Consider the following 14,804-nt stretch of genomic DNA (forward strand, 5'->3'; position numbering starts at 1 on the left):
CGKCGTTTTTGAGCCATGGAACGGAGAACGCCCTGGCAACCAGCATCATACTGGCAATGGCCCACAATGTCTTGACCTTACATCACAAGCTGCAATCCGGCAATTTCGGGACATACCTTTATTCCTTAAAAAAAGTGAAAAAGAGTGCTTGAATAACCATATACATAGCAAAGGCACACGTTTTTTGCCGACTGGATGGCCGATCTGTTTCGTGTACCTTTTTTACGTTTAGCTAAAAAAAGAGAATAGAACGATGAAATAGAATAAAAAAAGAGAGCTGTCGCACAAAGCCGAAATGGCTTAATGCGACAGCCCCTTTTAAGTTGTTAGTGGCTAGCAGTTAGTGGTTAGCGGATAGCTTAAAATTTAAAAGTTTTCTCTGCAAATTATAAAGCAACAGGGACAGTCGCATGATGGTCAAAACCTTCGTGCGACTGTCCCTGTTTTTCTGAGCTGCCTATGCGGCAGTTAACCAAGGAAGAATCCCTGTTTTTCTTTTTCAAAATTTCTAAGCTGCCTACACGGCAGTTAACAGGTTACTCTTATTTAACCAAAATTTCAGGCATTTGTCAAAAGGCTTGATTTACCAGCCTGCAGGCAAAGAAAAAATTTTAGGTCAAAAAATCGTGAGTCTGTCGCGGCGGAACGCCGCATCTGAATCCGCGGCGGCCTGCGAACTGCGAACGGCGGCCTGCGTCCTTTAATCATTTATGTTCCACTTTATGTGTCACTGCGCTCAAGGCCGCTGCGACGGGACCCATACCGCGCAGGACCATGGGGAAAAAGAGGAAGAGGACACCCATGGCGCCGACGTTGGCCGAAATGACGATGACCGCCATCCCGGGCTGGCAGACGGTCCCAAAGAGAAGACCGTTCGGACAATTCGCCTGAACGGTCTGTCCGGCATCGGGGCCATCTTCCATGCGCAAGGTGACGATCTGATCGCCCACACGGCTTCCGTCTTCCTGCAGATTATCGCGGACAATATCGACGACGCGGGCCTTTTCAAAGACCCGGCCATCGCTGTTGACCAGCTGCGGCTTATCGACCTGGTTATACTGCCAGAGGAAAAGGCCGCCGGCCACCATCAGCACGACGATGACGACCAGGCGGAACCAGCGGGAGTGGATCATGCTCAATTACGTAAAAATGTCAGTCCTGTTCATTTCCTTTCTGCCGCCAATAGGCCGCTTCGACGGTATCCTTCTCCACGCCTTCCCCCTTTTCCAGGGCACGGGCATAATTCTTCATGCCCTCTTTATAGCCAGACGCAGCCGACTGGGCGAACCAATACGCCGCCTGACAGAGGTCATGGCGGACGCCGTGGCCGTCGCGATAGAGGACGCCCAGGTTATTCTGAGCCGGTCCGTCACCAGCCATGGCAGCTTCGTAATACCAGTGCGCCGCCAGTTCCCAGTCCTGGGGGACGCCGCGGCCCGTCTCATAGAGGTATCCCAGGTTGTTCTGGGCAATGGTCTGGCCCTTCCCGGCGGCCTGGGCATACCAATAGGCGGCCTGGTCGTAATCCCGCTTGCCGGCATAGCCGAACTGGTACATGATGGCCGTATTGCACTGGCCGTCGGCATCGTCGTGCCGCGCCGCCCGGCCGTACCAGTGCAGGGCCTGGGCATAGTCCTGGGGCAGGCCGCATCCCGTTTCGTAAAGATGGCCCAGATTGTTCTCGGCTGCGCCGTAGCCTTGATTGGCGGCCCGGAGGTACCAGTACACGGCCTGTTCCAAGTCAATCTCTATCCCCAGACCGTGTTCATACTGATAGGCCAAGTTGTACTGACTGGCGGCGTGGCCCTTCTGGGCGGCCCGGTGATACCAATAGATAGCTTTCCTATATAAAACATCTTTATCTTCTATATCCGCATCGAAAGCTTCAAAAAAATAGTCATCGCCCATGTCACACTGCGCTTGAGCATCGCCTTCAAAAGCTTTCCGTTCTTTTTCGTCCATATATCCGTCTCCTTTCTGACAAAATAAGTGTAGCTAAAGGTTCCTTCCTTTGTCAAATATTTTTCTATTTTTCTTTTTGTCCTATTGACTTTTTGACTTTTGACGATATAATAATACTAGAGCTTGAGGAAAGCTCCTAAGAATGATTACTTCCACCATAAGTAAGGAGGTCTTAATTATGGGAAACGAAAAATATACGCAAAAGGTCATTGAAGCCTTCCAGTCTGCCCAGCAGATTGCCGCGCTCCATTATAACCAGGAACTCTCATCGGTCCATATACTCATGGGCTTGACGAAAGAACCGGAAGGCCTGCTCAATACGATTTTCTCGGAATGTCACACTGACGTCCCCATGCTCCAGGCCCGCTTGGAACAGTTGTTGAAGAAAATCCCGTCTGTCAAAGGCTCCAGCCAGTTGTCCATGTCGACAGAAATGGTCCGTGTCATCGGCAAGGCTCAGCAGTTGGCCGACTCCATGCACGATGAATATATCAGCACGGAACATATCCTCATGGGCATCGTCAGCGAAAGCGACGACGAAGTCCAGCAGTTGTGCCGTGAATTTGGCTTGACCCAGGACAAGATCATGAGTACCATCAAAGCCAACCGCAAGGCCAACGTCAACAGCGATAACCCGGAAGAAAACTACAAGGCCCTGGAAAAATACGGCCGCGACTTGACCGCTGCTGCCCGCCAGAATAAATTGGACCCGGTCATCGGCCGTGACGACGAAATCCGCCGCACCATCGAAATTCTCTCGCGCCGCCGTAAGAACAACCCGGTCCTCATCGGTGAACCGGGTGTCGGCAAGACGGCTATCGTCGAAGGCCTGGCCCGCCGTATCGTCAGCGGCGACGTCCCGGAATCGCTGAAGAACAAGACCCTCTACTCCCTCGATATGGGTTCCCTCATCGCCGGTGCCAAATACCGTGGCGAATTTGAAGAACGACTCAAATCGGTCCTCAATGAAATCGCCAAATCGGACGGCCAGATTCTCCTCTTCATCGATGAAATCCACACTGTCGTCGGTGCCGGCGCCTCTGAAGGCTCCATGGATGCAGGCAACATCCTGAAACCGATGCTGGCCCGCGGTGACCTGCGCTGCATCGGCGCTACGACGCTCAATGAATACCAGAAATACATCGAAAAAGATGCCGCTTTGGAACGTCGTTTCCAGCCGGTCATGGTCGATCAGCCTTCTGTTGAAGACACGATCACCATTCTCCGTGGTCTGAAAGAACGCTACGAAGTCCATCATGGCGTCCGCATCCGTGATAAAGCCCTGGTCGCTGCCGCCGTCTTGTCGGACCGCTACATTTCCGACCGTTTCCTGCCCGATAAGGCCATCGACCTCGTCGACGAAGCTGCCGCCAAACTGCGTACGGAAATCGAATCCATGCCGACGCCGATTGACGAACTGCGCCATAAGATCATGCAGCTGGAAATCGAAGAACAGTCCCTGAACAAAGAAACGGACGACGCTTCCAAAGAACGCCTGGCTAAGATCACGGAAACGAAGAACGAACTGAAAGAAAAAGAAAGCAAGCTCAAAGCTCAGTGGGATAAAGAAAAACAGTCCATCCTGCGCACGCAGGGCCTGAAGAAGGAAATCGACGCCGTCAAGAGCGACATGGCCCAGGCAGAACGCAATTACGACCTGGCCAAGGCTTCGGAATTGAAGTACGGCAAACTGCCGGAACTGCAGAAACAGTTGAAGGAACAGGAAGCCTACCTGGCTGAACACCAGGATTCGCAGCTCCTCAAAGAAGAAGTCGGCGAAGAAGATATCGCCCAGGTCGTCAGCCGCTGGACGGGTATCCCGGTCACCAAGATGATGACGGGCGAACGGGAAAAACTTCTGCACCTCGACGAAACGCTGCATAAACGGGTCGTCGGCCAGGACGATGCCGTCCGCGTCGTGAGCGATGCTATCATCCGCGCCCGTGCCGGTATCAAGGATCCGAACCGTCCGATTGGTTCCTTCATCTTCCTCGGCCCGACCGGTGTCGGCAAGACCGAACTGGCCAAGACCCTGGCTGAAGCCCTCTTCGATGATGAACGCAACATCATCCGTATCGATATGTCGGAATACATGGAAAAACATACCGTATCCCGCCTGATCGGGGCTCCTCCGGGATATGTCGGCTATGATGAAGGGGGCCAGCTCACTGAAGCCGTCCGCCGTCGTCCGTACAGCGTCATCCTCCTCGACGAAATCGAAAAGGCCCATCCGGACATCTTCAACGTCCTCTTGCAGATTCTCGATGATGGCCGCCTGACCGATGGCAAAGGCCGTGTAGTCAACTTCAAGAACACCATCATCATCATGACCAGTAACCTCGGCTCCCACGAAATCCTCGAATCGAAGGATTACGACGAAGCCAACAAGAAAGTCCGTGAACTGCTTAAACAGTACTTCCGTCCGGAATTCCTCAACCGTGTCGACGACATCGTCGTCTTCAAAGCGCTCCAGAAAGACCAGGTACGCAATATCGCCGCTATCCTCCTGGAACGCCTGGGCAAACGTCTGGAAAAACAGGTCAAGATCTACCTCACCTGGACCGACGAAGCCCTGCAGGAATTGGCCGACAAAGGCTTCGACCCGCAGTTCGGTGCCCGTCCGCTGCGCCGCCTGATCACGCATACCGTCGAAACGGCCCTGAGCCGCGACATCATCGCCGGTACTATCCGTGAAGGCGATACAGTCACCATCGGCTACGACGGCAATGGCTTCACCTTCACGCCCATGCGTGCCCATGCCGCGTGAGTGTGGCGAGCTGTTAGCCGTTAGCTGTTAGCTGTTAGTATGTGGAAAACGCTGTCAGACACTAACCCCTAGCTGCTAGGCCCTAACCCCTGGCAGTTGGCGGTCAGCGGCTAGCAGTCAGCTGTCAGCAGTGAGTGGCTGGCGGCTGGCGCATAAAGGACCCGTTCCTGATGCAAAAAAACATCGGGAACGGGTCTTTTTTTCTGTTTACATTAGCCCGAAAACAGTATATAATAAGCTGTAACTAAGTAACGGGTGGAGATTTATGAATAACACATTAGGAAAACATGTACTCATCGATTTTTATAACTGCAAGGCTTCCTTTTCGGAGGCCGAAGATTTGCAGCCCTTGGTAGATCGCGCGTTCGACCTCGTCGGCGCCCCTGTCGAAGGGATTACATTCTTCCATATCGACGACGAACTGACGTGTATTGCCGTTTCCGGCAACGCACATATTTGTATTCACGCCTATCCTCCCCTGTCCTACGTGGCAGTGGACATCTACAGTTTTAATATCGACCTCAAGACGAGCCAGATCATGAGCACCCTGAAGGTAAACCTCCGCTCAGACCGCATCAAAGCGACAAGTATCCGCCGCGGTGATTTCGGCTCTATCCGAGACATGCGCCCGAAACGCAAATCGAAGATCACGACGGCACGGCGCATGAAAAACACCGGTGCACGCATCAAGAAGACGAGTGTGAAGATGTTCAACATCCTCCGCCATCCGCAGAAGGTACGTCGGGCACATCGGACGACGAACAAGTAACACGTTTGCAGATGAAAGGGTTTGTTGGTCATGTATATGGTATCGTTAAAACAGGCTGCGGGCATTGCCCGGGAAGAAATGACGTCCCTCGACGCCATTACAGCGGAATTGCTCAATTTCATACAGTTGAAGAGTCAGCGCTTATATATGCATTCCCTGCAGGTCGCTAACTACAGCGTCAGCGTCGCCGCCAAACTGACGCTGCCCAAGAGTGAAATCGAACAAGTGAAATACGCAGCACTCCTCCATGACGTGGGCCTGCTCTTCGTGTCCAATACCCTGCTGGCCAAGATGCCCTATCTCAACCGCTCGGAAAAGGCGCAGTACAAGCGCCACGCCGCAGCCGGCGGCAACATGCTGGAAAACATCCCCTGCTGCCAGGACATCGTGCCTTACATCCGCTATCACCACGAACACTGGGACGGCTCGGGCTTTCCCAAACACCTGCGCGGCGCCAATATTCCCTTGGGGGCGCGCATCATCGCCGTCGCCGATTACTACGACATGATCATCAACCCGTCGGCAGAATTCTGGGCGAAAACCAAAAAACAGGCCGTCCGCGAACTCTTCAGCGCGTCGGGCCTGCTCTTTGATCCGGAAGTGGTCAAAGCTTTTATTGAAACATTAGGTTAATAACACATTGTAATCAAAAAGCGCTGTTGCATGAAGACAGCGCTTTTTACGTTCATCGTAGGTCGTTCATCGTTCATCGAATTGAAGAACGCCGGCCGCCTGCGAACTGCGTTTATTTTATGGTGCACCGCTGGCGATGACGAGGCCCGTCACGCTGGCGGCGCCTTTTTGTTTCAAGGCATGAGCGCAGGCTTCTAAGGTCGCACCAGTCGTGAAGATGTCGTCGACGAGGAGGATGTGTTTTTTATCGACGTCGATGGTTTCTTTGACGGCAAAGGCATCGTGGACGTTCTCGGTCCGCTCGTCCCGCCGGAGCTGCCATTGGACTTTCGTCGGCCGCAGGCGCTGCAAGGCGTCGCACCAGGTCCAGCGGGCCGAGGCCCAGTCGCGAAAGAGGGCTTCGGCCTGGTTGAAGCCGCGGCGCTGTAATTTTTCCGGTGCCAGCGGCACGGGGACGACGACGTCGATGCGGGCGAACCGTTCCGGCCAGGGGAAGCAGTCGAGCAGGATCCGGCAGGCCCGGCACTTCCCTGGCTTGCCGTTATATTTGATGTCGTGCAGGACATGGCGCATGGCACCGCGGTAATCGGCCAGGCAGTAACAGGCGCTGAGGTGCCTCACAGCCGGCGTCTTGTTGATGCGCCGGGGATGCCAGATGGCAGCCAGACAGGCCGGGCACCAGTCGCCATCATGGGCTACCATGGCACCGCAGGACGGACAGCGCGGCGGATATAAGAGGTTGAAAAGCTGCGTGATCAGGGACATGGTCTTCCCTCCCTAGACGATGAGTTCTCCTTGCAGGCGTGGGATGAGCAGTGTGAAGCGGCGGCTCGTGCGCTGGTTCTGGACGGCTGTCTGGACGGCCCGCTTGGTGCCGACGAGGATGACTTTGCGCTTGGCCCGAGTGACAGCCGTATAGAAGAGGTTGCGCTGGAGCATGATGGCGTGGCTGTTGACCAGGACCATGATGACCGTGTGGTATTCACTGCCCTGGCTCTTGTGGACGGTAATGGCATAGGCCAGGGTGATTTCATCGACTTCCTGGCCTTCGTATTTGACATCCTGTTCGGGATAGCGGACATAGACCATGTCCTTCTGGATGGCAAAGATTTCACCCATATCGCCGTTGAAGACGCCTTTTTCATAGTCGTTGTGCTTCTGCATGACCTTATCGCCGACGCGGAAGACGACGTTCTTCCCTTTCAGTTCGGCCTTCCCTTCGGCCGGCGGGTTGAACCGTTCCTGGATGAGCTGATTGAGGTTATCTACGCCACAGGGGTTCTTATACATCGGCGACAAGACCTGGACGGCGAATTTATCGCCCGTTTCCAATAATTCGCTGTTATAGAGGGCGCTTATCTTTTCGGCGCCGTCGGCTTCGTTGTCGATTTCGACAAAGCGGAATTCCGTGTCTTCATTGACGACGGGCAGGCGGCCGCTGTTGATGAGATGGGCATTTGTGACGATGCGGCCCCCTTCTTTCTGACGAAAAATCGTATCCAGGCGGACGACCGGGACCTGACCGGACGCGATGATATCGTGCAGGACGGCGCCGGCCCCGACCGACGGCAGCTGGTCGGCGTCGCCGACGAGGATGCAGCGGCACTGCGGCTTCAGAGCGCTGAGGAGATGGTACATCATTTCCATGTCGAGCATGGATACTTCATCGACGATGACCAGGTCGGCCGGCAGCATCTTCGTTTCGTTGTATTCAAAGACCTGCATGGCCCCGACGTGGCCGTCGGGAACGAGCAGGCGGTGGATGGTCTTGGCCTTGCGCTGCGTCGTTTCGGCCAGGCGCTTGGCCGCCCGTCCCGTCGGTGCACAAAGCAGGATGCGCAGGCCTTCCTGTTCGGCCAGGCGGATGATGGTCTGGACGACAGTCGTCTTGCCCGTCCCAGGGCCGCCGGTGATGACGGTCATGCCGGACTGCAGGGATTTCTCTACGGCTTCGCGCTGCTTGTCGGCCAGCTCGAAATGGCGCGCATCCTGCCAGCGGTCGAGGAAGAGCTGGACGTGAGTCTTCATGGGCAGGGGCTTCATATTCCCCATTTCGCCGATGCGCCCGGCAATATATTCCTCTTCTTCATAGGCTTCCGGCGTGTAGACGTACAAAGTCCCTTCAAAATCGGCCGTACAGAGCTGGCCCACTTCGATGGCTTCCCGGAGGATGTCGTGCAGCCCCAGGGCATCAGCCTGGAGGATGAAAGCCGCCCGCCGGACCAGTTCCGTATCTGGGATACAGACGTGGCCATTCTGGGTCATCGTCCGCAGGACATAGGTCAGGCCGGCGCTGAGGCGCTGCGGGTCCTGCCGGTCCATGCCGTAGGCCAGGGCAATCTGGTCGGCCGTCTTGAAGCCGATGCCGTCGATTTCAGCGATCATGCGGTACGGTTCTTCCGTCAGGACGTAGTGGACGTCGTCGCCGTATTTCTGCAAGAGCCGGCTGGCATAACGGCCGGCGACGCCGTGCTGTTCCAGGTCATAGGCGATGTCGTTGACCTGTTTTTCTTCATAGAAGGATTCCGTAATGACAGCCAGCTTCTTAGGGCCGATGCCTTCGACTTCCAGGAGCCGCTGCGGGTCTTTTTCCAGTACGGCCATGGTATCCTTGCCAAAGGCTGCGACGACGCGGTGGGCCAGGGCCGGTCCCATGCCCTTGACGGCGCCGCTGCCCAGGAAGCGTTCGATGCCGTCGACCGATTCGGGGATGATGCGGCTCCAGCCGTCAGCGGCGAACTGGCGGCCATAGCGCTTATGCTGGACCCAGTGGCCCTTCACTTCCAGGCGGTCGCCGACGAGGGGTTTCGTCCCGTGGCCGGTGACGGTATATGTCGCATCATCGTCTTCATCGTGCAGGCGGAAGACGCGGTAATCCGAATCGGGCGCTTCAAATAAGAGGCGTTCCGCAATGCCTCGTACTACGATTTGTTCCATCTTCACAGCCCCATATGCTCCCGTTCGTATTTCTTGCTCTCATCCATGATGCACTGATAAATACGCCGCAGATACGGCGACAATTCCTTCTGGACGGTCAGATTGGCGATCTTATCCAGGACCTGCCGTTCCCGGCGGGGGTCATAGATTTCCATATGATGCTCCTTCTTATAGGCGGCGACTTCAGCGACGACCTGCATGCGCCGTTCCAGTATTTTCGTCAAATCCCGGTCCAATACGTCGATTTCCCGACGACATTCTTCTAATTCCATACACTAGCCCTTCCCTTCTGCATAATACCTTTATTATAACAAAAAAAGCGGGTTCAGGCCATTTTATTCATCTTGTACACTCTATACAAAATCGGATTTGAAAATTAGTAACTCTCTCATCGCCTGTATGCGATTTCGTAGGGGACGTCCTGAACAAGGCGTCCCGCTGAGAATCCTGTGAATAGCCAAAGTTTATGACGATGCCAGAATGGGCTTTGATGAAATCTCGCAACGGGCCAAAAAGGCTTGGGACAGCCCCTACGCAACCCCAATCGGGGTTAGTTGATTGTTTTGTTTCTGTTTATCTTTCGTCTCAGCTATAATTTTTTGCATACAGAAACAGGACCTGTGCACAGTTATGTGCGCAGGTCCTGTTTAGGTAATCCCGATTCAATTAGTGAGCTCTGGTCAACAAGGCCACGGACTCGACGTGATGGGTCCGCGGGAACATGTCCACGGGCTGTACTTTGGTGGTGTGGTAGCCGTGCTGGTCGAGGTGGGCCAGGTCGCGGGCCAGGGTGGCCGGGTTGCAGGAGACGTAGACGACGCGTTTGGGTTTGCTCTGGGCGATGGCTTTGAGGACCGGTTCGCCGCAGCCGGCCCGGGGCGGGTCGAGGACGATGACGTCGGGACGGACGCCGTTTTTGATGAGTTCCGGCAGTTTGTAGATGGCGTCGCCTAAGATGAACTGGGCGTTGCCGACGCGGTTGTCTTTGGCGTTGCGGACGGCGTCGCGGATGGCCGGGGCGACGATTTCGATGCCGTAGACCTGCTTGGCTTTCTGGGCCAGGAACAGGGTGATGGTCCCGGTGCCGCAGTAGACGTCGGCCACGGTTTCGCCGCCTTTGAGGTCGGCAAAGTCGAGGGCCGTTTCATAGAGGCGCTGGGCCTGTTCGCTGTTGACCTGGAAGAAGGACTGGGCGGAAATGTGGAAGGTCAGGGGTCCGATGGAGTCGTGGATGGTCCCTTTGCCGTAGACGGTCTTGGTCTTGGGTCCCAAGATGACGTTGGTGTGGCGCTTGTTGACGTTCTGGACGACGCTGGTCAGGCCCGGTATGTCCCGGCGCAGGCGCTGGACCAGGTCTTTCATGTGCGGCACCATGTCGCAGGCCGTGACCAGGCAGACCATGATTTCACCCGTATGGACGCCGACGCGGCCCATGATGTGGCGGACGATGCCCGTCCGGGCGTCTTCGTCATAGGCAGGGATCTTGAAGTCCTTCATCCACTGGCGGACGACGGCGACGATGGCGTTGTTCCCTTCTTTCTGGATGGCGCAGTCCGTCACGTCGATGACTTCGTGCGTAGCCGCAGCGAAACAGCCGATAGCGACTTTGCTCTTGCCGGCAGCAGCGACGGGGAACTGCATCTTATTGCGGTAATGCCAGGGCGTATGGCACCCAGGTCGGCAGGACGTCGAGGCCCTGCAGATGACCGATGCGTTCCAGCGCATCCCGGACCTGCTGGCGCTTTTCCTTCAATTCCCCTTCATAGCTCAGGTGCTGGAGCTGGCAGCCGCCGCAGCGGTCGTAGACGGGACACTGGGGCTGAATCCGGTCCGGCGAGGGCTTCAGGACTTCGACCAGGGAAGCCGTGGCGTAAGTCTTCTTGACCAGGGTAATGCGGGCCCGCACGGTTTCACTGGGCAGGGCGAAGGGCACGAAGACCGTAAAGCCTTCATGGCGTCCGACGCCTTCGCCGCTGCTGCCCAGGCGGACGATGGATATATCATAGGTTTTCCCCTTCTGGACGGGGATTTGCCGTGTTTCTTTCATGGGATTCCTTTCTATTTAGACGATGATTTCGCTGATGACCGGTTCCTGGACGGGAGCCTGTTCGGCTGTGACGATGATGTGGTCGGCGACCTGCCGGGCCAGGGCCATCATATCGGCGCCTTCCTTGCCATATAAGGTGAACAGGGCTTCGCCGGGACGGACCGGGTCATAGAGCTCTTTGAACAGGCGGATGCCGACCATGGGATCGATGGCATCTTCCTTGCGGGCCCGGCCGGCGCCCATAGCCATGGCGATTTCGCCGAGGGCCCGGCCGTCGATGCGGGTGATGCAGCCTTCATCGGTGCAGACGGCCGTAAAGACCTGGGGCGCCTTGGTGAGGGGCCGCTTGCCGATCCACGACGTACTGCCGCCCTGGGCCTTGACGAATTCCCGGAACTTAGCCAGGCCCTTGCCGGAAGCGACAAGGTCGCGGATCATGGCTCTCCCCTGCCTTTCGTCCTGGGCCTTGCCGCCGACGATGAGCATCTGGGCGCCGATGGCTTCGACGACTTCCATGAGCCGCCGGCCGCCTTTGCCCGACAGGGCTTCGACGGCTTCATCGACTTCCAGGCAGTTGCCGATAGCCGTGCCCAGAGGCGCTTCCATGGACGTGACGACGGCCCGTGTCGGCCGGCCGGCGAGGTTGCCGATGCCGACCATGGTCCGGGCCAGTTCCCGCGCCCGTTCTTGGGTCTTCATGAAGGCGCCGTCGCCGTATTTGACGTCGAGGACGATGGCATCGGCACCAGAGGCGATTTTCTTGCTCATGATGGAGCTGGCGATGAGAGGGATGCTCTCTACCGTCGCCGTCGCGTCGCGCAGGGCGTAGAGCAGCTTATCAGCCGGTGCGATTTCGCCGGACTGGGTGATAAGGGACAGGCCGATGCGGCGCACTTGTTCCAGGAACTGTTCTTCCGGCAGGACGACGTGGAAGCCGGGGATGGATTCCAGTTTATCTGCCGTGCCGCCTGTGAATCCCAGGCCGCGGCCGCTCATCTTGGCGACGGGGACGCCGGCTGCCGCCACTAAGGGCGCGACGATGAGCGTCGTCGTATCGGCAATGCCGCCGGTGCTGTGTTTGTCGACTTTGATGCCCGGAATGGACGACAAGTCGACCATATCGCCGGAATGGGCCATCGCCAGGGTCAGTTCCTTCGTTTCTTCATAAGTCATGCCCTGGAAATAGACGGCCATGAGCCAGGCCGCCGCCTGGTAGTCGGCGACGCGCCCTGCCGTATAGTCAGTGATGAAGCGCGAGATTTCTTCTTTCGTCAGGACCTTGCCGTCCCGTTTGTGTTCGATGCAGTCGATGGGCCACATAGGATCACCTCAGTTCCGATAAAAAGCTGGTACCGAATTCAAGGCCTGTCAGGCCGAAATTATCCATGATGCTCATGCCCAGGTCGGCATAGGTCTGGCGGAGCCCTAAGTCGACCGATTCCTTCAGGGCCGGGCTGTAGAGCAGGAGCGGTACCCGTTCGCGCGTATGGTCCGTGCCGTGCCAGGTCGGGTCGTTGCCGTGGTCCGACGTGATGACCAGCAGTTCGTCGTCGTGGATTTCCGTCAGGAGCTGGCCCAGTTCCTGGTCGAAGGCTTCCAGGCAGTCGGCATAGCCCTGGACGTTGCGGCGGTGGCCGTACATGCTGTCGAAGTCGACGAAGTTGGCCATGAGCAGGCCCTTATCCTGGCGATGAGCTGCCAGCTGGGTCCGCAGGGCTTCCATGTCTTCGTGGTTGTTGGCCGTGTGGTACGATTCGGTCAGGCCGATGTGGGCGTAGATGTCGCCGATTTTGCCGACACCGACGACGGCATAACCCGCTTCGGACAAATAGGAGAAGACCATTTTCCGCTTGGGCAGACGGCTGTAATCACGGCGGTCGCCAGTGCGGACGAAATGGCCCTGGGTCCCGATGAACGGCCGGGCGATGATGCGCCCTACTTCATAAGGGCCGACGCAGACTTCGCGGCGCGTAATGTCGCAGATGCGGTATAATTCTTCCAGGGGGATGACGTCGTTGTGGGCGGCAATCTGGAAGACGCTGTCCGCCGACGTGTAGACGATGGGCAGGCCCGTGCGGAAATGTTCCGGCCCCAGGCGTTCGATGATTTCCGTGCCCGACGCGATTTCATTGCCGATGTAGCCGTAGCCCGTCTTTTCCGTAAAGGCTTTCAACAGGTCCGGCGGGAAGGCATCGGGGAAGGTCGGGAAGGGATTTTCCACGGGGTTGCCCATGAATTCCCAATGGCCGCTGGTCGTATCCTTGCCGGCCGAGATTTCCTGCATGAGGCCATACGAGCCGACGACATCGGCCGGTTCCGCATGGATATGGGCGACGCGGCCCAGACCCAGGCGGCGCAGATTAGGCACCTTCAAGGGTACATTGGCGTCGATGTGACCATACGTGTCGGCTCCTTTGTCGCCGAATTTTTCGGCATCCGGTGCATCGCCGGCGCCGACGCTGTCCGTGACGATGACGATGATGCGATTGAATTTCATAGGGTTCCCTCCTTATAATCCCGGCAGATATTTGCGGGCTTTTTCAAAAGCTGCGATAGTCTTGGCATCGGTGATTTCGTTCTTATCGATGAGGTCTTCCATTTCCTTGGGCGTGTAGTATTCGACGTTCATGAATTCGTCGTCGTCGAGGTGCTGCTTCCCTTTCTGGAGGCCCCGGGCCAGATAGAGGTAAATCCGTTCACTGCAGAATCCCGGCGACGTATAGGTATAACCTAGGGGCAGGATTTCCGAAGCCGTGACGCCTGCTTCTTCTTCCAGTTCCCGGGCGGCGCAGTAATCGGGCGATTCGCCGTCGTGTTCGATTTTGCCGGCCGGCACTTCCAGCATGACCTGGGCGGCAGCATAGCGATACTGGCGGACGAGGATGATCTTGCCGTCATTGGTCAGCGGCAGGATGGCGCAGGCGCCGAAATGCCAGACCGCTTCGCGCGTGGCCGTCTTCTTTTCGCCGCCCTGGCCGTCGTCGATGGAAACCGTATCGACCGTGACGTGCAGGACCCGGCCCTTCATGATTTCTTTACGAGAAACGAGTGTTTCTTTGCTGATACTCACTTGATTCATCATCCTTTCAAAAAAAAGGCTCCCCTAATAGGGGAGCTGGCAGCCGCAGGCTGGCTGAGAAGTTGTTTTTTCAGTGCAACCCTTCCGGCCCGTTGGGCCACCTCCCCTATCAGGGAGGCAAAACCCTCCAGATAGGTATATTATCTCATTTTCACTTTTTTACTTTCCCGTGCTGCCGATGCCGCCAGTGCGGATACCACTGGCAGCGTCGTCGTTGACGGTCAGGTACTTCATGAAGATACCCTGACCGATGCGTTCGCCCTTTTCCAGGGTATAGGCCTGATCATTGGTATTGTAATAGGCAATCATGATATGCCCTTCATTGTCGGCATTGTTGTAGTAATCGCTGTCGACGATGCCCGTGCTGTTGGCCAGCATGAGGCCCTTCTTGAAGGCCAAGCTGGAGCGGATGAAGATGGAAAGGTATTCATCGTCTTCCATGAAGCCTTCAGCCCAGTCGGGACGACGGTGACGGCATGCGGTGCCAGGACCGTCGTTTCTGCGGCTTCCAAGTCATAGCCGGCACTCTTGGCCGTCTTGCGGACGGGAAGATGGATGCCACAGCCTTCATAGGCCGTGATGATTTCAAATCCTCTGCCTGCCATAAGCC

Annotated in this window: 11 protein-coding genes and 2 pseudogenes; 3 read left to right on the forward strand and 10 right to left on the reverse strand. The window is 56.6% G+C overall.

The genetic code is table 11. From position 1 onward, the window contains the following. Nucleotides 1-704 precede the first annotated feature (704 nt). Nucleotides 705-1,133 carry a hypothetical protein gene (locus NM10_RS06765; RefSeq protein WP_020310847.1) on the reverse strand — a complete coding sequence of 143 codons (429 nt, stop codon included), beginning with the start codon at nt 1,131-1,133 and terminating at the stop codon, nt 705-707. A gap of 19 nt (nt 1,134-1,152) precedes the next feature. Then, the gene (locus NM10_RS06770; protein WP_020310848.1) at nt 1,153-1,962 is read right to left on the reverse strand and encodes a tetratricopeptide repeat protein; all 810 of its coding nucleotides are present in this window, start codon (nt 1,960-1,962) and stop codon (nt 1,153-1,155) included. A gap of 178 nt (nt 1,963-2,140) precedes the next feature. On the opposite strand from NM10_RS06770, the gene clpB reads away from it, so the two are divergent. The 3 genes from clpB to NM10_RS06785 all read left to right on the forward strand — a co-directional run bounded on the left by clpB (nt 2,141) and on the right by NM10_RS06785 (nt 6,131). Beyond that, nucleotides 2,141-4,729, forward strand: a complete 2,589-nt coding sequence (clpB, locus tag NM10_RS06775; protein ID WP_020310849.1) for an ATP-dependent chaperone ClpB — start codon at nt 2,141-2,143, stop codon at nt 4,727-4,729. A 265-nt stretch (nt 4,730-4,994) separates the two neighbouring features. After that, entirely contained in the window at nt 4,995-5,498 is a 504-nt protein-coding gene (locus NM10_RS06780; protein WP_020310850.1) for an S-adenosylmethionine decarboxylase family protein, read from the forward strand. A 30-nt stretch (nt 5,499-5,528) separates the two neighbouring features. Beyond that, nucleotides 5,529-6,131, forward strand: coding sequence for an HD-GYP domain-containing protein (locus NM10_RS06785; RefSeq protein ID WP_020310851.1), 603 nt, complete (start codon nt 5,529-5,531; stop codon nt 6,129-6,131). A gap of 117 nt (nt 6,132-6,248) precedes the next feature. Here NM10_RS06785 and NM10_RS06790 read toward each other — a convergent pair whose 3' ends face one another. The 8 genes and pseudogenes from NM10_RS06790 to NM10_RS06825 form a co-directional block, all read right to left on the reverse strand. Beyond that, nucleotides 6,249-6,896 (reverse strand): ComF family protein, encoded by a 648-nt coding sequence (locus tag NM10_RS06790; protein WP_020310852.1) that lies wholly within the window; start codon nt 6,894-6,896, stop codon nt 6,249-6,251. A 12-nt stretch (nt 6,897-6,908) separates the two neighbouring features. Next, nucleotides 6,909-9,068, reverse strand: coding sequence for an SF1B family DNA helicase RecD2 (recD2, locus tag NM10_RS06795; protein WP_020310853.1), 2,160 nt, complete (start codon nt 9,066-9,068; stop codon nt 6,909-6,911). A gap of 2 nt (nt 9,069-9,070) precedes the next feature. Next, nucleotides 9,071-9,340 carry a chorismate mutase gene (locus NM10_RS06800; RefSeq protein ID WP_020310854.1) on the reverse strand — a complete coding sequence of 90 codons (270 nt, stop codon included), beginning with the start codon at nt 9,338-9,340 and terminating at the stop codon, nt 9,071-9,073. A 394-nt stretch (nt 9,341-9,734) separates the two neighbouring features. Further along, nucleotides 9,735-11,115 (reverse strand): annotated as a pseudogene (gene rlmD / locus NM10_RS06805) (23S rRNA (uracil(1939)-C(5))-methyltransferase RlmD). Nucleotides 11,116-11,130: 15 nt separating this feature from the next. Next, complete coding sequence (locus NM10_RS06810; RefSeq protein WP_020310855.1) at nt 11,131-12,435, reverse strand: thymidine phosphorylase; 1,305 nt, start codon at nt 12,433-12,435, stop codon at nt 11,131-11,133. A gap of 4 nt (nt 12,436-12,439) precedes the next feature. After that, entirely contained in the window at nt 12,440-13,612 is a 1,173-nt protein-coding gene (locus NM10_RS06815) for a phosphopentomutase (protein WP_020310856.1), read from the reverse strand. A 12-nt stretch (nt 13,613-13,624) separates the two neighbouring features. Beyond that, a complete protein-coding gene (locus tag NM10_RS06820; RefSeq protein WP_020310857.1) occupies nt 13,625-14,185 on the reverse strand; it encodes an NUDIX hydrolase in 561 nt (186 codons plus the stop codon). Nucleotides 14,186-14,353: 168 nt separating this feature from the next. Continuing rightward, nucleotides 14,354-14,799, reverse strand: a pseudogene (locus tag NM10_RS06825) (dUTP diphosphatase). Between the last annotated feature and the right edge of the window lie 5 nt (nt 14,800-14,804).

It is taken from the genome of Megasphaera sp. NM10 (assembly GCF_000417505.1).
In the GTDB taxonomy this organism is placed as follows: Bacteria; Bacillota; Negativicutes; order Veillonellales; family Megasphaeraceae; genus Megasphaera; species Megasphaera intestinihominis.